At 54.2% G+C, this 16,798-nt stretch carries 23 protein-coding genes; 4 read left to right on the top strand and 19 right to left on the bottom strand.

Going from position 1 to position 16,798, the window contains the following annotated elements; translation table 11 throughout:
- Positions 1-154 precede the first annotated feature (154 nt).
- From bshC to JCR24_RS09135, 7 genes are all read right to left on the bottom strand, one after another.
- A complete protein-coding gene (gene bshC, locus JCR24_RS09165) occupies positions 155-1,783 on the bottom strand; it encodes a bacillithiol biosynthesis cysteine-adding enzyme BshC (RefSeq protein WP_238980492.1) in 1,629 nt (542 codons plus the stop codon).
- 82 nt (positions 1,784-1,865) lie between these two features.
- On the bottom strand, positions 1,866-2,252 hold the full coding sequence (locus JCR24_RS09160) for a DUF3397 domain-containing protein (RefSeq protein ID WP_238980491.1): 387 nt from the start codon (positions 2,250-2,252) through the stop codon (positions 1,866-1,868).
- Entirely contained in the window at positions 2,245-3,165 is a 921-nt protein-coding gene (locus JCR24_RS09155) for a 2-dehydropantoate 2-reductase (RefSeq protein WP_021321502.1), read from the bottom strand. The genes JCR24_RS09160 and JCR24_RS09155 overlap by 8 nt, the downstream gene beginning before the upstream one ends.
- A gap of 69 nt (positions 3,166-3,234) precedes the next feature.
- Positions 3,235-3,813 (bottom strand): RsfA family transcriptional regulator, encoded by a 579-nt coding sequence (locus JCR24_RS09150; protein WP_020755458.1) that lies wholly within the window; start codon positions 3,811-3,813, stop codon positions 3,235-3,237.
- 69 nt (positions 3,814-3,882) lie between these two features.
- Entirely contained in the window at positions 3,883-4,638 is a 756-nt protein-coding gene (locus JCR24_RS09145) for an enoyl-CoA hydratase/isomerase family protein (RefSeq protein ID WP_238980490.1), read from the bottom strand.
- Between the two features lie 160 nt (positions 4,639-4,798).
- Positions 4,799-4,972 carry a 50S ribosomal protein L32 gene (gene rpmF / locus JCR24_RS09140; RefSeq protein WP_011230605.1) on the bottom strand — a complete coding sequence of 58 codons (174 nt, stop codon included), beginning with the start codon at positions 4,970-4,972 and terminating at the stop codon, positions 4,799-4,801.
- A 142-nt stretch (positions 4,973-5,114) separates the two neighbouring features.
- Positions 5,115-5,654: a YceD family protein gene (locus JCR24_RS09135; protein ID WP_020755455.1), complete on the bottom strand. Its 540-nt coding sequence runs from the start codon at positions 5,652-5,654 to the stop codon at positions 5,115-5,117.
- A gap of 308 nt (positions 5,655-5,962) precedes the next feature.
- Between JCR24_RS09135 and JCR24_RS09130 the strand changes: the two genes are divergently transcribed.
- Positions 5,963-7,183, top strand: a complete 1,221-nt coding sequence (locus tag JCR24_RS09130; protein WP_238980489.1) for a nucleotidyltransferase — start codon at positions 5,963-5,965, stop codon at positions 7,181-7,183.
- Here the strand turns inward: JCR24_RS09130 and JCR24_RS09125 are convergent.
- Together JCR24_RS09125 and JCR24_RS09120 are read right to left on the bottom strand one after the other, a co-directional pair.
- Positions 7,156-8,175, bottom strand: a complete 1,020-nt coding sequence (locus JCR24_RS09125; RefSeq protein WP_025949749.1) for a SepM family pheromone-processing serine protease — start codon at positions 8,173-8,175, stop codon at positions 7,156-7,158. The two genes, JCR24_RS09130 and JCR24_RS09125, sit on opposite strands and share 28 nt — an antisense overlap.
- Positions 8,172-8,960 carry a patatin-like phospholipase family protein gene (locus JCR24_RS09120; RefSeq protein WP_238980488.1) on the bottom strand — a complete coding sequence of 263 codons (789 nt, stop codon included), beginning with the start codon at positions 8,958-8,960 and terminating at the stop codon, positions 8,172-8,174. The genes JCR24_RS09125 and JCR24_RS09120 overlap by 4 nt, the downstream gene beginning before the upstream one ends.
- Before the next feature lie 130 nt (positions 8,961-9,090).
- On the opposite strand from JCR24_RS09120, the gene ylbJ reads away from it, so the two are divergent.
- Positions 9,091-10,326, top strand: coding sequence for a sporulation integral membrane protein YlbJ (gene ylbJ, locus JCR24_RS09115; protein ID WP_370643324.1), 1,236 nt, complete (start codon positions 9,091-9,093; stop codon positions 10,324-10,326).
- A gap of 139 nt (positions 10,327-10,465) precedes the next feature.
- Here ylbJ and coaD read toward each other — a convergent pair whose 3' ends face one another.
- Positions 10,466-10,960 (bottom strand): pantetheine-phosphate adenylyltransferase, encoded by a 495-nt coding sequence (gene coaD, locus JCR24_RS09110; protein WP_011230599.1) that lies wholly within the window; start codon positions 10,958-10,960, stop codon positions 10,466-10,468.
- Entirely contained in the window at positions 10,926-11,522 is a 597-nt protein-coding gene (rsmD, locus tag JCR24_RS09105) for a 16S rRNA (guanine(966)-N(2))-methyltransferase RsmD (protein WP_025949746.1), read from the bottom strand. Before rsmD ends, coaD begins: the two co-directional genes overlap by 35 nt.
- A 395-nt stretch (positions 11,523-11,917) precedes the next feature.
- On the opposite strand from rsmD, the gene JCR24_RS09100 reads away from it, so the two are divergent.
- Entirely contained in the window at positions 11,918-12,307 is a 390-nt protein-coding gene (locus JCR24_RS09100) for a DUF7147 family protein (RefSeq protein WP_011230597.1), read from the top strand.
- Positions 12,308-12,366: 59 nt separating this feature from the next.
- On the opposite strand, the gene JCR24_RS09095 is transcribed toward JCR24_RS09100, so the two are convergent.
- The 7 genes from JCR24_RS09095 to JCR24_RS09065 all read right to left on the bottom strand — a co-directional run bounded on the left by JCR24_RS09095 (position 12,367) and on the right by JCR24_RS09065 (position 15,915).
- Positions 12,367-12,636, bottom strand: coding sequence for a YlbG family protein (locus tag JCR24_RS09095; RefSeq protein ID WP_011230596.1), 270 nt, complete (start codon positions 12,634-12,636; stop codon positions 12,367-12,369).
- A gap of 16 nt (positions 12,637-12,652) precedes the next feature.
- Complete coding sequence (locus JCR24_RS09090) at positions 12,653-13,099, bottom strand: YlbF/YmcA family competence regulator (RefSeq protein WP_011230595.1); 447 nt, start codon at positions 13,097-13,099, stop codon at positions 12,653-12,655.
- A gap of 140 nt (positions 13,100-13,239) precedes the next feature.
- The gene (locus tag JCR24_RS09085; RefSeq protein ID WP_015374350.1) at positions 13,240-13,608 is read right to left on the bottom strand and encodes a hypothetical protein; all 369 of its coding nucleotides are present in this window, start codon (positions 13,606-13,608) and stop codon (positions 13,240-13,242) included.
- A 40-nt stretch (positions 13,609-13,648) separates the two neighbouring features.
- On the bottom strand, positions 13,649-13,882 hold the full coding sequence (locus JCR24_RS09080) for a YlbE-like family protein (RefSeq protein ID WP_011230593.1): 234 nt from the start codon (positions 13,880-13,882) through the stop codon (positions 13,649-13,651).
- A gap of 12 nt (positions 13,883-13,894) precedes the next feature.
- Complete coding sequence (locus JCR24_RS09075) at positions 13,895-14,278, bottom strand: YlbD family protein (protein WP_013145871.1); 384 nt, start codon at positions 14,276-14,278, stop codon at positions 13,895-13,897.
- A gap of 80 nt (positions 14,279-14,358) precedes the next feature.
- Entirely contained in the window at positions 14,359-15,366 is a 1,008-nt protein-coding gene (locus tag JCR24_RS09070) for a CAP domain-containing protein (RefSeq protein WP_238980487.1), read from the bottom strand.
- Positions 15,367-15,489: 123 nt separating this feature from the next.
- Entirely contained in the window at positions 15,490-15,915 is a 426-nt protein-coding gene (locus JCR24_RS09065) for a CBS domain-containing protein (protein WP_020755440.1), read from the bottom strand.
- Positions 15,916-16,090: 175 nt separating this feature from the next.
- Between JCR24_RS09065 and JCR24_RS09060 the strand changes: the two genes are divergently transcribed.
- The gene (locus tag JCR24_RS09060; RefSeq protein ID WP_011230589.1) at positions 16,091-16,450 is read left to right on the top strand and encodes a YugN family protein; all 360 of its coding nucleotides are present in this window, start codon (positions 16,091-16,093) and stop codon (positions 16,448-16,450) included.
- 26 nt (positions 16,451-16,476) lie between these two features.
- Here the strand turns inward: JCR24_RS09060 and JCR24_RS09055 are convergent, their stop codons facing one another.
- Positions 16,477-16,782 (bottom strand): Asp23/Gls24 family envelope stress response protein, encoded by a 306-nt coding sequence (locus JCR24_RS09055; protein ID WP_011230588.1) that lies wholly within the window; start codon positions 16,780-16,782, stop codon positions 16,477-16,479.
- Positions 16,783-16,798: the final 16 nt, after the last annotated feature.

Here is a 16,798-nt window from a genome sequence, read left to right as displayed (position 1 = left end):
TTGTCGGACGGGCCAATCACAGCCATCCTGGCGGCTTCACCCCTTTACTTTTATTTCCATTTAATGAATGTTGTTTTTTTACAATTCATTTCACAAAAAAGAAAATCCTGCTCAAAGCAGGATGTTTCTTTTCGACTTTTTCTTTGAAAAAGCCTCACATATATACAATTTTATGCATTCCATTGCCAGGACTGCGAATGGCCAAAAGTTTTTCTACAAAATCAAATCCGTAGCGGTTGATGTAATAAAACACGTTCCAAACCCGCTCCTGGAGCGCGCAGTTCGGCCGAAGCGACGTCTCGATGCGCCAAAATTTCCGCCACTCCGTCTCATGTTTGCGCAACAGCGCCCGCTCGAGCGCGTGCTGAAGAAACTCGATTTGCGCCTGAAGGATGGCGGCATTTTTCGCCACCAATCCCTCCAATCCGCGGTCAATCGCCACCCCAAGCTCACGAAGCGGCCGGTGCGCCGCGTCAATGTCCGCCTTCGCTTTGGCAAACGCCGAAGCAAGCGGCGCTTGAGCGGTCGCCTCCCGCCACTCCCGCTTTGCTTCATCGAGCCGCCCAGTCAATACATCAGCCACCTCAAGGCCGATATCGGACAGGTCGGTTTGCAGCGAACGGCTGACAATCGTCGCCTGCAGACGCGGCACGACTGGAGGCATTTCTAGGTCGAAAAGCGGGAACGCCTCTTTCAATTCCGCCCAATAAGCGATCTCCCCCGGTCCGGCAACGAAAGCGAGCGTCGGCAGCAAATGCTCTTGCATGAGCGGACGGGTGACGACATTGTTGCTTAAACGGGCCGGATTCGTTTCGGCAAGCTCAAGGAGCTCTTCTCTTGTCCAAACGAGAGTTCCCGCTTTATTGTGAAACAGGCCGCGTTCCTCATCATACTGCAAAAGCGAACGTTCACGGCCGTCGTAATAAAACAAGTTGGCCGCGTCACGACCGATTTCAATCAGCGGCGCATATCCGAGCGTGCGCAACGCCTCTTGCTGAGCGAGCACCGCGGCCGTCACATCGCGATGGCGTTCAATGAGCGCAGCGAAAAAGCGGCGCTCAAGCGGCCGCACCGCCGCATCGCCAGCGTTCAAAACAACTAAACCGTGATCAGCGAACAACCGGAGCACAATGGCGGCAAAAAAGTCGACAAACGTGCGCGCCTCATCAAGACACGATGACAAAAAGAAGAGCAGCTCATTCGTCACGTCCGTTTCCCCATATGTTTTGACGACGCGCTCGATCCACTCTTTCGCAGCCATCCGGTCCAGCAGCACATCGGCGGCCATCCGTTTTTCGTTCGTTTTGTGTGGGTACGCTGCTTTTTTTACTTCTCCTTCCTCAACGACATAGACATGATCGATTTCCGCGATGTCATGATCTTCGCCGGCGATCCAAAACAGCGGCACGACCGGCACGCCCAATTTTCGTTCCTGCTCTTTGGCAAGCTGGATGATGGTGATGATCTTATAAATCGTATACAGCGGCCCAGTCAACAGCCCGGCTTGCTGCCCGCCGACAATGACGACGCTTCGCTCATTGCGCAGTTTCTCAATGTTTGCCATCGTAGCCACACTCGCCGAGAAGCGCCGGTGATAAGCACGCAAATAGTCGGCAAGCCCTTCTCGGTCATAGGTTCTTCCTTGCAAATAGGCCAACCGCCGACAAAACGCTTCATCGTCCGCCTGGGCATAAGCGAAGCCGCTCTCTGCTGGAAACGCGCCGGTTATGTAATCAGCCGCCAATTTCGTCGCTGCTGGCAACGGAATTTCGCGAACTTCCATGGCTAAAAACTCCCTTTCTTATGTATTCTTTCATGAGTATAGCACGTTTATGGCCAAGAGAAAAAAGGCTTGCTCGGCCACACTAAAGGCTCATCGCAACGCGAATGGCCATTCCGTATACAAGCAGCCCGGCGTAAAGGGAGGCAAAAATGAGAAAACTCGCCCGCCAAAAGACGCGGAACACCGTCCGCAACCGAAAGTCCGCCTTTTTCCGCCAATAGCCAAGCGCGATCGCCGCGTGCAGACCAAACAAAAAGAGAAGAAGAGGAACGAAGTACGATTTCCCAAACAGCACTGTCAGCAAAAAATAGACAGCGGCGATGAAAAAAGCAGTCGCAGCGTTGACCGCGGCGTAAAACGCTGCCCGCCTTCGCCTGCCGACCAAGCGTGCTCCGAAGTAGACGAGCAAAAACAGCAAAAGCGGCGCGGTCACAAACGTCGCTATCGTCGAAGCGAGCCAATCATCCATCCATCTCTCCCCCTTCCTTCCCTTTCACCGCGCAAAAGACAAAGCGGACGACCGGCAGCATAGCGCCGCGCGCCTCCCCTTGTTTCAACACATAGCCCAAAATGGCGTCAATCTCCGTCCGGCGCCCGTTCGCCAAGTCCATATACATCGACGAATAGTTGTCTGCTGTTTTTCGGCATATGCGGACGACACGCTCCCACGCCCGATTGGCGTCTTCAAGCGGCAGCACGTTCTGCACCTCATCAAACAGCTGCCTCATCATATCGCGGTACGGAGCCGTTTCTAGCAGCGCCCCGTTTTTCACTTGCAATAGAGCGGTGAGCGGATTGATGACTGCGTTGACAACAAGCTTGTCCACAAGAATGCGCTCCCAATCATCCGCCCATTCGATCGGAAAGCCGCGCTCCCCTTCCCGAAGCTCCCTGGCGTCGCCAAATGAACCATAGCGGGAAGCAAGTGTCAGCTTTCCGGCGCCCGTATGCGCCACCGTCCGGTCATCCAGCTTCATGGCACCATGCTCCACGACGCCGACGAGGACATTTTTGTCGGCAAACATCGTCAACTGCTCGAGATGCCCCATGCCGTTTTGCAAAAAAACGAGCGTGCGAACGCGGCGAAACGCGTCGATTTGCGCACAGACGGAAGCGAGATCGTACTGTTTGACGGTCACAAACACGAGCGGCTCGTCCAGCTCTGCTCCAGCAAACGGCTGCGCGCGCACCGCCACGACCGATGTCTCGCCATCTTTTTTCAGCGCCACACCATGCTCGGCAAGCTGCCTTGCTTGGGACGGACGCCTCGTATAGACCGTCACCCCATGGCGCCGCCCAAGATAAGCGGCGAGCAGCAATCCGATTGCTCCGCCGCCGACAATCCCAATGTTCAATCCTTCTCCCCCGCTTTCTTGCAACATGGCGTTAGCCTTATTTTAGCAGAGATCTTCTTCTTCCGTTAAGAAAAAAAGCCGGCGAAAAGCCAGCCTTTACCCTTCGTCGACGCCTTCAGCCACTGCATTCGGCGCCGGTTTCCCGCTGTCTGTCACCATTTTGCGCGCCCGCTCCATAATGGAAAGCAGCGTTTTATACTCCTCCTGGATCGCAGCTAGTTGTTTTTGCAGCGATTCTTTTTCCATTTGCAACTTCGTTACCATTTGCTGCAGCTGCTCCATGTCATTTTTGAGCGCCCGGTTTTCATCGGCCGTCCGTCGGGCGTCGCGCGCCTTTTGCTCCTCAGCTTGCAAAAAGGCCAGCACTTCCGCCCATGACAAATGGCTTTTGACTGCCGCTTCCACCTTCGCCTGCCCCTCGCTTTCCTTCGTTGATGAGGTTTCTTTTTTTCGCATCTTCCGTTCTTGCTTGGCTTGCTCGATCTCCTCCTTGTACTGCTTGCGAACGCACGAATTCCAGCGAAATCCGCACGCTGCCGCCGTCCGCGACAAGCGCCGCCCGACTTCGGCAAACGCCTCCAGTTGGGTGCCGCCTTCGCGAATATACTGAAGCACAACATTCGCCAACAACTCATCCTCTTCTTTCGTCCATGCGTCTTGACGTACTCCCGTCATCCCCTTCCCCCCTTATCGCCGCTTTGTCATTATATGTATGCGGCTAGTAGAAACGGTAGAAGGAAAAAATTACTTCTTACACAAAAAAGGACGCAATGCCTGTTCATGTTCGGCCGACCCCCACAGCTCGGCGCAACGGGCGATCTCGGCGAAGAACTGCTCTCGAAACCAAGCTGTTCGCCATTTTTCGCCAGCTGCGGCCTTATATGCCTGCAAGACGGAAAGCGATCGCTCCGCATAAGGCGCCAGCCGTTCACGCCATTGTTCGTGCCAATGTTCGGCTGGTAGGATGGCGTCAACCCAACCGCACGCTTCCATCGCCTCCGCCGTCATCGGCTCGGCGCGCAGCAATACATCAAGCGCCCGCCCGTACGGAAGTTTGGCAAACAGCATCGAAGCTCCTCCCCAGCCGGTCGTAATGCCAAGTCGACCTTGCACAAATCCGATCCGGCTTCCTTCTTTGGCAAAGCGAAAATCGCAAGCGGTCGCCAGCTCGCAGCCGCCCCCCATCGCTGTTCCGTTGACAAGGGCGGCCGTCGGCTTCGGAAACGTCAGCAGCCTGTACAGCAGCTCTCCCATGCGCATGAGCATCTGTCTTGCCTCCGTGCCGCGCAAATGCCCAAACTCACTTAAATCGCCGCCGGAGCAAAACGCCTCGCTGCCGGCACCGGTAATGGCGAACACTTTCACCTGTGGATCAGCCGCCGCCTGTTCCATCGCCTCCTCAAGCGCCCCCATCACGGCAAAATTGATCGCATTCCGTTTCTCTGAACGGCAAATCGTAAACAGCGCAATGCCGTCGTGATGCTCCAACATCGCTTCCATCAGCACGTCTCTCCTTTCTTCATCAATGAATTGGGCACGTTCTCTTCAATTTCCTGCCTCACGCCGAAAAAAATGCCGCCTGGACGAACAGCGTTGATTTTTTGCAGACAATCAAAAAGGCTGTCCTCTTTTCGGACAGCCTGTCGTTCGATGTCGGCCATTATTTGTTGACGACATCTCTTCCTTTGTATGTTCCGCATGCTTTGCAGACGCGGTGCGCCAATTTCCATTCGCCGCAGTTCGGGCATTGCACCATGCCTGGCACTTGCAGTTTAAAGTGCGTGCGGCGCAGCCGTTTTCTCGTTTTCGATGTTCTTCTAAAAGGTACTGCCATCATTCCCACCTCCTTGTCGGGCGCATTTTGGCATATCCATGCCGGCGGACCAGCCAACCTCAAGGCCGCCGTCCGCCGGCACACAAGGCGGCTGCCGGACGGCGCGCCATAGGCGCCATCGGCCGGCAACGCCGACTCACGATCATTCCTCTCGTTTTTCCTCGAAAAACTTGGCCAGCCCTGCAAGGCGAGGATCTACTTTCTTTTCCCGCTCTTGCATCGCTTTCTCCCATTCTTCTTCCGACAGAACGTCCCATCCTTCCCCATGTTGCGGCGCGCCGCCGGCAACCGGTCCTTCGGCGATCAGCTGCAACGGGATTTCAAGCAAAATCAACTCGCGGATGATGGGGTTCAAATCAATCGTGTCCCCCGCCACCATATGGGTGTCCTCATCGGTCTCCACGATGCCGCTGCCATCCGCAAAAAACGTCTCCGTCGTCTGAATGGAAAACGGATACGTCACATCGACAAGCGTCCGCGAGCAAGGCAACACCATCGTTCCGGACAATGTCAAATGAAACGTGAATTTTGTCGACCCGACATCCGCTTTTCCTTGGACGTGCACCGGCGAAATATCGCGGATCAACGTGTCAATTTGTTTTAAATCAGACACATCGACCGTCTCATCAATCGCCATTTCCTTATGTTGAAAACGGCGAAGCTGTTGGACCGTCCATTTCATATCATCACCTCAAGGCAACGAATAAAATTATACGTTTCGTTTCTAGTTTTGTCAATGTTTTTTCTTTACAACCACTCATTCCTTGGAAAAGAACGGCATACTCCCATCATGTCCAAATGCCATTCCGAACATGCACGGTCGGCGCGCGGACATTGGAAAACGGTCGACCGCTTCGTTTCTTTTGTTGTTCTCACCGCATGTTGCCGTTGATCTTCGCCGTCGTATATTCCATACTAAATTCAGATCGAATAGACAGCCATTTCGTTGCGGCCAAGCCGCGCGAATCGCCATGAAAGGAGCGAAAAAAGGTGAAAGCCGTCGGCGTGATCGTGGAATACAACCCGTTTCACAACGGTCATTTCCACCATTTGAACGAAACGAGGCAAAAGACAAATGCGGACTGTTTGATCGCCGTTATGAGCGGAAACTTCTTGCAGCGCGGTGAGCCGGCCATCGTCTCCAAATGGGCGCGGGCCAAAATGGCGCTCGCCGCCGGCGTAGATGTGGTCATCGAGCTGCCGTACGCCTTCGCTGTGCAAGCGGCTGAACAGTTCGCTCATGGGGCGGTGCAGCTGCTTGCGGCGATCGGCTGCCAAGAGCTTTGCTTTGGCAGCGAATCGGGGGAAATTTCCGCTTTTTTATCCGCGGCCAAAACATGGCTTGAACAGAAGGAAACGTTCGATTCTCTCATCCGCACCGGGCTTTCGCGCGGACAAAGCTTTCCGAAAGCCGCCGCTGAAGCGTGGCAAACGTTCGGCGCCGCTCCGCTTGATTTGTCCAAGCCCAACAACGTGCTTGGTTTTGCGTATGTGAAAGCCATTTGGCAAAACAAGCTGGCGATGATGCCGCGCACGATTCCGCGGCTGGCCGCCGGCTATCATGACGAATCATTTTCCCACCCGTCGATTGCGAGCGCCACCAGCCTGCGGAAAACATTGCGACAAACCGGACAGCTCGAGTCGATCGCGGCGTACGTTCCGCCCGCTGCGCTCGAACAACTCCGCCAATACCGGGAGACATACGGGCGCTTTCACGATTGGGAAGTGTATTTTCCACTCCTAAAATATCGGCTGTTGACCGCCACAGAGGCCGACTTGCGCCGCATCGCCGGCGTGGAGGAAGGGATCGAACACCGGCTGAAGCAACACATCACCCACGCCGAAACGTTTGCCGCCTTCATCGCCGCTGTCAAAACGAAGCGATACACCTGGACAAGGCTGCAACGCCTATGCGCGCATGTGTTGACGAATTTCACAAAGGAGGAGCAAGCCAAAGCGGCCAACCCGACCTATATCCGGCTGCTCGGCATGAGTGAAACCGGCCGCCGCTACTTAAAGCAGGTGAAAAAAAGCGCCGCGCTCCCGCTCGTCGCCAGAGCACCCAAACTCAACGGCGACCCTCTTTATGAGCAAGAAAAAAGAGCGGCAGCTGTGTACGCCGCCGCTTTTCCGGAGCCGCTCTACAGCGCCGCGCTGAAAGAAGAATACGCCACGGCGCCGATTTACGTTTCCGGCATCGAACGCAAATAACGAACTGCCTCGTCGAACGTATCGACCGGGACGATTTTCATATGCGTCCCGATTTTTTTCGCCGTCCGCACCGCCTCTCGATAGTTTGACGTCGGCGCACCATGTTCGTTCGGGGCGAAAAACACCTCGGCTCCTTCGCGGTCAGCGGCCACGACTTTTTGCGAAACACCGCCGATCGGCCCGACGTTTCCGTCAAGATCAATCGTCCCGGTGCCGGCGATTTTATGACCTTTTGTAATATCTTCATCGACAAGTTGGTTGTAAATTTCAAGTGAAAACATGAGCCCAGCCGACGGTCCGCCGATTTGTTCCGACTCCACGTCAACCGGCGGGTCGGTGCGGACGTCATAATCGGTCATGAGTGTCACCCCAAGGCCGACTTGGTTCGGGTGCTGTCGAAACGGCTTCAGCTCGAGCTCTGTTTCCTGCCGCTTCCGGCCGCGAATGAATGCGACGCGGACGCGATCACCCGCTTGTTTTCCGCGAATGTAGTTGACCATCTGCTCCGATGTGCCGAGCGGCTTTCCGTCGATCGCGACGATGCGATCGCCGGTCTTTAGACGGCCGGCGGCCGGCATATCCGGGAGGACGCTCATGACATAAACGCCATGAGGTTCATACGACACCCGCTTTCCGGCGTGTCGATAAGCGACGATGATCGCCGCTTCCTTCGACTGTTCCATGAGCTCAAGCTGGCGCATCGTATATTCCTTGTCGCTCTCCCCTTCCTGCTTGATCTCCTCCACCGGATGAAGCTCATAAAACGGGCGGATATGGGCCAACAAATACGCCATCACATTCGCCCGCCCCATCCGCACCGTCGTAAGCATCAACGTTCCCTTATCGCGGTCGCCGTTTTTCACGTGAACGAGCGGCTTCAAACTTTGCGCGCTTCCCGGCATCGTCACATAATACGGCAGCTTCATAAAAATGAGCAGAAAGATGAGGGCGGCGCCAAAGAAAAACAGGGCAATATACGTCCGTTTCTTCATTCGTGTGATGGCTCCTTCCACTGTTCGATCGCTTGACGGATCGCTCCCACTTGCTTCCGCGCTTCCTCTTCCCCGCGAGCGATGATTTCCTCAATATCCGTGAACGCCCGCGAGCTATACTGTTCGACTCGCGGCCGGATCATAACGTCTGAGGCGAGCTGACGGTGAGCTACCAGTTCCGCTTGCAAAATATCGAGGCTCTGCCAAATGACATCGGCGATCGACGCAATTTCCGCCTTTGTGTTGAGCGGAGAGACATCGACAGCGATGACAATATCCGCTCCCATCGCTCGGGCGACCGACACTGGCACCCGGTCGACGACGCCGCCGTCGACAAGCAGTCTGCCATTCACCTCCGCCGGCACAAAAATGCCAGGAATTGAGATGCTCGCCCGCACCGCCTGGGCTGCTTCCCCTTGCCGAAACACGACTTTCTCTCCTGTCCGCAAATCAGCGGCGACAACAGCCACAGGCGGGGACATCTCCTCGATTCGTTTCCCTTTCGTCAACAAGCGAAGAAACTGCGTGATGCGCTCGCCAGCGATCAGCCCCATTTTCGGCACCGTCCAGTCAAGAAAATCGTTGCGTCGAAACGATTGAGCCAACCGATAGAGACGATGGAGGCCATGGCCGCTTGCGTAAAGGACGGCGACGAGCGCGCCGATGCTGCTGCCGGCCAAATAGGAAATCGGAATATGCTCCTCCTCGAGCACTTTCAATACCCCAAGATGGGCGAACCCGCGCGCTCCTCCCGACCCGAGCGCCAATCCGACTTTTGGCGGCACGCCTCCTCCCCCCTTTGTCGCAGCGCTATCCGCTTTCATCTTATGGTCTAAAACGCCCCCCTATGCTCGTATATTAGGTTATATGAGGTTGTACTACAAGAAACCGCACGGCAAAAAAGGGGGGAAAAAAGTGAAACAAAATTGGGGGGCGAAATGGAAAACCGTATTGCTCGCTTCCGCCGCCACCTTGTTTGCGTTTTCGCTCATTTGCTATCCAAAACAGTCGCTTGAAGCGTCCATTCGCGGTTTAAATATGTGGTGGGAGGTCGTCTTTCCATCGCTTTTGCCGTTTTTCATCGTCTCGGAACTGCTCATCAGCTTCGGCGTCGTCAGCTTCCTTGGCGTCTTGCTCGAGCCGCTCATGCGCCCGTTGTTTCGCGTCCCGGGCGTCGGCGGATTCGCCTGGGCCATGGGAATGGCGTCCGGCTACCCGTCTGGAGCCAAGCTGACCGCCCGCCTGTACCAGGAAAAACAGCTGACGACGATTGAAGCCGAACGGCTCTCGTCGTTCACCAATTCATCCAACCCACTTTTTATTTTTGGAGCTGTATCAGCGGGATTTTTCAACAACCCGCAACTCGGCCTTGTGCTGGCCGTTTCCCACTATTTAGGAAACATTAGCGTTGGGCTGATCATGCGCTTTCACGGCATCCGAAAAGAACAGAGGCAATCGAAGCGGCAGCCACGCTCATTTTCGCTCCCGTATGCGCTGCGCACACTGCACCGCACGCGACTGAAAAACGAACAGCCGCTTGGCAAACTTCTTGGCGACGCCGTGCGCTCTTCTGTCCAAACACTGTTAATGATCGGCGGTTTTATTATTCTCTTTTCGGTTATGAATAAACTGCTGTATATGATGCATTTGACCGAACAGCTTGCCCCATTGCTGCGCCATCTGCTCCGCCTTGCCCAGCTGCCGGAGCAGCTTGACATCCCAGTGTTTTCCGGCTTGTTTGAAATTACACTCGGCAGCCAAATGATCAGTCAAACCGATGAGGCGATGCTGATGGAAAAAGCAGTGGCCACAAGCTTCGTCCTCGCTTTCGGCGGTTTTTCCGTCCAAGCGCAAGTCGCCAGCATTCTCGCCGAAGCGAACATCCGCTTTCAGCCGTTTTTCATCGCGCGCTTGCTGCACGGAGTGTTTGCCGCTTCCTTTACATACTTGCTTTGGAAACCGTTGTACATCAAAACAGCCGGCGGGATGCCGACCCACATCCCAGCGTTTCTTCACGCCGCAAAAGACAGCGCTTGGAATGAAGGCTGGCGGTTGCTGCAGCAATACGGGCCGCTCCTGACACTGTTGTTCCTTTGCCTTTATATATGGCTCGTCATCAAGGCGGTCAGTAAATCGCGCGGGCGCTCATAAGACGCTTGAGCGCCCAGCTTTTTGGCAGCAAAAAGCCATCGGGGCGGTTCGCGTCGTCTCAGCCGTGAGCCGCCCTTGACGGCAAAACCGGGCCGGCGCCGACTGCAATGTTCGCTTAAGCGGCTTTCATAAGGAAGCGTCAATCAGCGGCCGTGGACGCAAATTTCCGCTTCAGCGCCTGCTCAACAACCGGGGGCACAAGCTCGGAAATATCGCCGTTGTATTTCGCCACTTCTTTGACGATGCTCGAGCTTAAAAACGCATACTGGCTGTTCGTCATCATAAAAAACGTTTCAATGTTTTCATCAAGAACGCGGTTCATCGACGTAATTTGCATTTCGTATTCGAAATCGGACACAGCGCGCAAGCCGCGCAAAATGGCATTCGCTTTTTTGCTGCGGGCATAATCAACAAGCAGGCCGTGAAACGCTTCGACATGGACGTTCGGAAGCGTCCGCGTCACCTCACGAAGCAGCTCGATCCGCTCCTCGACAGTAAACAGCGGCTTTTTCGACGAGTTGTTCAACACCGCCACATACACTTGATCAAACACTTTCGCCCCTCGTTTAATAATATCCAAATGCCCGTACGTCACAGGGTCAAAGCTCCCGGGGCAAACCGCAATGCTCGCCATCGCTTCCATCCCCTTCCCATCTATAAATCGTCACACCGGTGATACCGTATGTTTCCCGCTTCCATCGTGTCAGGCCGCCGACCTCCTCCGGCAGCTCCGCCTCCGCCGAGTGTTCAGCGACGACGACGCCGTGCGGCTCCAGCAACTGACGCTCGGCGATCGACGACAGCAACGTCGGCCACTGTTTCTCTTTGTACGGCGGATCAAGGAAAATAACCGCAAAGCGGAGGCCGCGCTTCGCTGCTGCCTTCAGCGCCCGCTCGGCGTCGTTGCAGTAAATTTCCGCCCGCTTCTCAAGCCCGCAGGCCGCCACGTTTTTTCGGACCGTCTGCACCGCTTTCCTGTCATGATCGACGAAAATGACGCGCTCGATTCCTCGGCTGAGCGCCTCGATGCCCAAGCCGCCGCTGCCAGCAAACAAATCAAGACCGTTGCCGCCTGAGAAATATGGCCCGATCATATTAAATATCGCTTCTTTGACTTTATCGGTCGTCGGCCGCGTCGACATCCCTGGAACCGCTTGCAGACGCCGTCCTTTGCATGTCCCGGAAATGACTCTCATCGCCTTCACCCAATTCACCGTTTCAAGGTGGCCTTGTCATCCATTTGATTCGTTGTTTTCATGGTAATCTTACCATAAAGTTGATGATCGTCAAACTACGGAATTTTTTCGCCATTCATGTATAGAAATCGGCAAACGGTCCATAATGAGTAATGGCAACACGCTTGACGCGTTGTTGCCAGTGACGGAGAAGACTTACGTTTCCCCATAAGTTCTTCCTCCGGTTTCTCCTCTCCCTTTTCTTTATTCTTTCCGATCCTTGTTCCGCCCTGCGCGGAGGCAAGGAACTGGAAAGGGCCTTGCGGGTTCATTTCCGCAAGGTTTTTTTTGATTGCAATTCGCGAGGATGGCCGGTAAAGTTAAGGGTGGACGATGCTTGCAAGGGGGAACGATTCATGATCCAACGATTTATCGAACTTGGCGAAGGATATTCCGATATATATGAGCTGATTGCATTGGCGAAGGCCAACCGCCATCGTTTGTCCGGATTCTTTGTCTTTCATACGGTGAAAAAAGGCCAGGCGGTCGTCTCCTTGGCCGTTGTCCTTCATCCGACGGATCCCGGCGATTTCCAACCACTTTACATTTGCCGTGAAGGCATTCCCGATCCGTCCGTCAAGCCAAACAAACGGTACGAACTATTTATGGAAACCGCAAAGGAGCTGGGCATGGACGTCATTCACCTTGATGTTAAGCCATCGACGATGTTCGCTGAACCCGATTTATATTACCAACATTTGATCGGCATTATGCGGATGAATCGCTTCATCCCGCCGCTGCAGTAAACAAAGAAACAGCGGGCCGAAAAGCCGGTGCCGGCTTTTTTTCGACCCGCTGTTTTCCTTCATCCAAGCGGATACGGGGAGTCTTTTTCCTTCTCCCCTTTCGATTCAAATTCCAGTTTTAAAAATGGGCGGTACGACGGCTCGACCCGCTTGACGAACGGAAGCGAGGCGAGCTTTTTCATTACATGGTCGACTTGCTCCATATCACAATACAGAACAGCATACTTCAGCCGTTTGGAAATGTAATGAATGTTGCCGAACTTGCGCAACTGTTTCCCATATTTCAGCGAATGAAGCCAAACGATAATCCCTTGCCGTTTTGGAAACATAGTCCCTTCCCCTTTTTTATGTGCGGCAGCCGCAGCTTCCGCCCGCCCCGCAGCCACCGGAACAGCCCGCCGACAAAAAGTACGGATTTCCGGTCGGCACTTTCACATGTTCGGACACCGCTTTGCCGATCAGCACGCTGATCTCATCAAGCAACTCTTGCATCGCCTTCTCCGCCTCCTTAAAGGCGGCGACCGTCTCATGCAAATCGAGCTCTCGCTTCGCTTCGCGCACTTCTTTCATCACGTCGCGGTAATCAGGATGGTATTTTCCGAAGCGCTGCACTTCTTCGTAGCGCTCCTTCAGCTTGACAAAGCGAGCGATCAGCTGCTGGGCGCGGCGGTCTTGCTTCAGCCGCCAAAAGGCGCGGCGGTATTCGTCCGCCACGTCCGACTCGACAATCATTTTGGCCAACGCTTCTGCTTTATCTAAAATCTCGATGCGCTCGAGAGTCGCAATCTTCACCAAATGGCACCTCCATTATCCATCATACCATGAACGAAAAGAAAATGAAAAGGAAAGAGATAGCAAAGAAGCAAACAAAAAAGGCGATCCAGACTGTGCCGAATCGCCTCTGTTCGCCTTTTAAACGATCGTCGTCATCTCTATCGGATGGCGACGTCAAATTCGTGCGTCATGCCGGTTGCTTTCCCATCATTGTAGACGAGCTCAAGACGGATGGTATGTTTCCCGCTCGGCAAACCGCGCACGATAAAGGCGGCCGTGTATACTTCCGTCATTTTTTGCCCGTTGACATAGACATTAATGTGTCCGCCGCCGCTCCCTTTGCGGAACGGAAAGTGGACGGCAACACATTCAATGAATACGTCGCTTCCTTTCACTTCATGCTTCACCTGAAGCGGACCGCCCACTGCTTCGGCGTGAGCGGAGGACGACGGCGCCGGCTCAAAGAAGGCATACGCCGCAAGCAATATGACAGCCGCAAACCATGCGAACCACTTTGGCAAAGACATCACTCCCTTTCGAAACTAGTCTTTGCCATTGGCCGCCCGATTAGTCGCGCATGGCTTTAAACATTTGCCACATAAGCGAAGCCATTTGCAACGATTGGGAGATTCTTTCCACTTTGTCAGGGATCGTCAGCTCATAGTGGCGCAAGGCGGCCAATTGGAACGTCGACAGTTCATGCGGACGGCGGGCAAGGAGCCGGTACCAGCGCGGCTGTTCGCGCAAAAACGCGCGCAACATCGGAGTTCCTTGCACGTATTGCCATACATCTTTCCTCATCGCCACCACCCTTTAATCTTTGCGGAACGAAAACGGATGCGCTTCTTTGTTTCTTTGTTCTTGACCGGCCCCTTGAAATTCGGAAAGAATGCTCTGAATCGCCGCGATCGCCTGCTGGACGTTCGCCAAATGTTTTTGCACATCAGCTGCATCGATCTGTCCAAGCATAGCCGCGAGCTTATCGAGCCATTTGTTCGTTCCTTTTTCCTCCTCTTTTGCCGCACCGTTTGTTTCCCGATACGGCTCCCATATGTCATCGTCTTCCCCGAACAAATACCAATCCTCATACACTTGTTTCCACGTCTTTTTGCCACTGCGCACCTCTTGGATGATTTTTGGATGTTTTTTCACAAACTGTTTAAACTGTTCAACGGAAGGATGCAGAGGCTTGACCATGGCGGTTCTCATCCCTTTCGTCCACTCATGCCTATCTGCCATATCATATCGCATCCAACAAAGAGAGGTGCGCCCAATTTTTAGAGCGGCGTAAAGAAGTTTTGCGTATAGTAATCGGCGTAGACGCCAACGCCCAAGCGGGTGAACTCTTCGTTCAACATAATTTTCCGATGGTTTTGGCTGTTCAGCCATCCGATGGTCGCCTCAACGCCATCGACTTGATGGGCGGCGATATTTTCCCCGGCAAGCTGGAACGGAATGTGAAGCGCGCCAAGCCGCTTCGATAAATCGCCATACTGCGGCGACTCATGGGAGAAAAACCGGTGATCATGCATATCTCGGCTATGTTTTTCCGCAGCGGCAGCGGCCTTGTCATCCCATAGGAGAGAGGAAAGCCCATGGCGACGGCGGATCAAATTCGTCCAGTCAAAAATTTGCTTCGCGTTGGCCGCATCAACAGCCTGTCGCTTTTCTTCCGACAGCGGCGCGGCCGCCGGCAGGCTGCCGCGGTAAACGAGCTCGTACGGCCGCAACTTGACGAACGTTTCTGCATCCATCAGGCGGATCGCCGCCACCTCGCCGGTAAAGCGGTCAACATACAGCTGAGCGTAAACGCTGCCCACTTTGACAACCGGCCTTGATGAGTAATCTTGTTCAGACAGCTCAAACCGGTATGTCCCGCTGCCTAGCTTAATCTCAATGTTCGATAGCACCGGCATCGTTTGAAAAATCGTCTGCAACCGCTGGCCGACCGCAAACGGTTCAACGTTCACCTTCTCTCCGCCGACAAGAGCGGTGACGACGCGACCGCGCAAGATGCCAATCTGCACGTACGACTCAGGTCGACGGCTGTACACCCACCAGTCATATCCGTAAGCTGACGGGTCGATTCGGTCTGGAGCGCCAAGCCGTTTTTTCGCCTCTTGCGCCGATTGCCCGATCAACGCAACGATGCCGGCCGTCGCCTTCGGCTCTTTCAACATGTATCGATTCGTCTCTGGCTGCTCCGGGGGGCTCGGGGGCGGCGGACTCGGCACAAAATAATACAATCCAATCAAGAAAAACAAAAAAAGGAAAAACCATTTCACACGGCAACTCCCGCTTTCTGCGCAATCTCCTTATTGCCATTATAGCCGTTTTTTAGAGGCAAAAAAAAGAGGACACCCAAAAAGAGCGCTCCTCCTCGAAAGAAGCCGTGTCCGTTGCGTTTGTCAATGGATGGCGTCTTGTTCGGAAATCTCGCTTAACGCACGACCCGCGCGTTCATCAGAATAGCGGTTCGTCGCCAAATCGCCGAGCGAGATGATGCCGACCAAACGCCCGTTTTCTACGACCGGGAGGCGGCGAATTTGGTGACGTGCCATCATATCTGCTGCCTTTTGCACCGAATCGTCCGGGGAAAGCGTGACGAGATCGCGGCTCATCACTTCCGTCACCGCAGTCGAACCGGGACGTTTTTCAGCCATGCCGCGCACGACAATATCGCGGTCGGTAATCATTCCGACAAGGCGGCCGTCATCGACAATCGGAATCGCCCCGACGTTGAAATCGCGCATTTTTACCGCCACTTCGTAGAGATTGTCAAGGGGGGTGCAATATTGCACATCCGTTGACATGACGTCCCGTACCGTTTGCATTCTTCGTCTCTCCTTTCTACCCGTATTGTGCGCCGGATCACACAAAAAAATGCGAGCGAAACGGAAACAATGGCAAACAATTCGTTGAAAAGCAAACCGTTTTCGTACTATTATAAATGAGGGGATGATTTCCTGTTTGGCGCTTTTACATACTGTGTTGTTAGGAGGAAGAAGGATGAAGTTTGAAAATACCGGACTGGAAAATCAGACGGTCGAACTATCCCGCCTTGATGACATTATGGAGCGCCTCGGCTTTGTACGCGCGGCGCAATGGGATTATGAACGGGTCACATACGACCGGAAATACGTCGTGAAAGAAGGCACCTACTATTTGCGCGTTCAAGGATACGCCATTGAGGGAAACGTCGATTCGCGCTATGCACTCATTAAGCTGCTCACGCCGATTTTAGGGAAACATTACTATCCACACGGCGTCGAATACGGCGATGATGAGCATTTTCCGTCCTCTCTTGTCAGCCAATGCCAAAACGTGTTGGCGCAGGTCAAAAGCGAGCTTGAAAAAATCAAAGAATAATCAAAAAACGCATGAGAGCGCGGTTCTCATGCGTTTTTTTCCGGCATGACAAGCCGTTTGACAACAATGTCGACCGCCTCGGCGACATATGGCGTCATCGCGGCGATCTCCTCGGCAATATGCTGTTGCAGCTGGCGGCAAACTTCCATCACCGGCGCCCCATATCGAATGGACATCTTTACCGTGACGCGGCACCGCCCGCCTTGAGCAACGGTGATGAACACCTCACAATCGTCAAGGGCGACCTCCGTCTGGCCGCGCACACACATCATGACAATTGTCAATAGCGTCGCCTCTACGGCGCTCCGTTTCCGATAGCGAAACGTGTTCACCGCCTTCCCCCCCCCC

It is taken from the genome of Geobacillus sp. YHL (genome assembly GCF_022341265.1).
Lineage (GTDB): Bacteria > Bacillota > Bacilli > Bacillales > Anoxybacillaceae > Geobacillus > Geobacillus thermoleovorans.
This window is presented reverse-complemented; position numbering and strand designations above follow the sequence as displayed.

What these genes read in the sequence shown, in the direction of transcription:
- JCR24_RS09095 (WP_011230596.1), bottom strand. Translation starts at nt 12,636, where the DNA reads ATGTTTCCAAAACGGCAAGGGATTATCGTTTGGCTTCATTCGCTGAAA.
- JCR24_RS09080 (WP_011230593.1), bottom strand. Translation starts at nt 13,882, where the DNA reads ATGAGGAAAGATGTATGGCAATACGTGCAAGGAACTCCGATGTTGCGC.
- JCR24_RS09145 (WP_238980490.1), bottom strand. Translation starts at nt 4,638, where the DNA reads ATGGAAGCGATGTTGGAGCATCACGACGGCATTGCGCTGTTTACGATT.
- JCR24_RS09100 (WP_011230597.1), top strand. Translation starts at nt 11,918, where the DNA reads ATGATCCAACGATTTATCGAACTTGGCGAAGGATATTCCGATATATAT.
- JCR24_RS09125 (WP_025949749.1), bottom strand. Translation starts at nt 8,175, where the DNA reads ATGAAGAAACGGACGTATATTGCCCTGTTTTTCTTTGGCGCCGCCCTC.
- JCR24_RS09135 (WP_020755455.1), bottom strand. Translation starts at nt 5,654, where the DNA reads ATGAAATGGACGGTCCAACAGCTTCGCCGTTTTCAACATAAGGAAATG.
- rsmD (WP_025949746.1), bottom strand. Translation starts at nt 11,522, where the DNA reads ATGAGAGTCATTTCCGGGACATGCAAAGGACGGCGTCTGCAAGCGGTT.
- JCR24_RS09160 (WP_238980491.1), bottom strand. Translation starts at nt 2,252, where the DNA reads ATGGATGATTGGCTCGCTTCGACGATAGCGACGTTTGTGACCGCGCCG.
- JCR24_RS09085 (WP_015374350.1), bottom strand. Translation starts at nt 13,608, where the DNA reads ATGTCTTTGCCAAAGTGGTTCGCATGGTTTGCGGCTGTCATATTGCTT.
- JCR24_RS09150 (WP_020755458.1), bottom strand. Translation starts at nt 3,813, where the DNA reads ATGACGGGAGTACGTCAAGACGCATGGACGAAAGAAGAGGATGAGTTG.
- rpmF (WP_011230605.1), bottom strand. Translation starts at nt 4,972, where the DNA reads ATGGCAGTACCTTTTAGAAGAACATCGAAAACGAGAAAACGGCTGCGC.
- JCR24_RS09065 (WP_020755440.1), bottom strand. Translation starts at nt 15,915, where the DNA reads ATGCAAACGGTACGGGACGTCATGTCAACGGATGTGCAATATTGCACC.
- bshC (WP_238980492.1), bottom strand. Translation starts at nt 1,783, where the DNA reads ATGGAAGTTCGCGAAATTCCGTTGCCAGCAGCGACGAAATTGGCGGCT.
- JCR24_RS09060 (WP_011230589.1), top strand. Translation starts at nt 16,091, where the DNA reads ATGAAGTTTGAAAATACCGGACTGGAAAATCAGACGGTCGAACTATCC.
- coaD (WP_011230599.1), bottom strand. Translation starts at nt 10,960, where the DNA reads ATGGCGAGCATTGCGGTTTGCCCCGGGAGCTTTGACCCTGTGACGTAC.
- JCR24_RS09075 (WP_013145871.1), bottom strand. Translation starts at nt 14,278, where the DNA reads ATGGTCAAGCCTCTGCATCCTTCCGTTGAACAGTTTAAACAGTTTGTG.
- JCR24_RS09155 (WP_021321502.1), bottom strand. Translation starts at nt 3,165, where the DNA reads ATGTTGCAAGAAAGCGGGGGAGAAGGATTGAACATTGGGATTGTCGGC.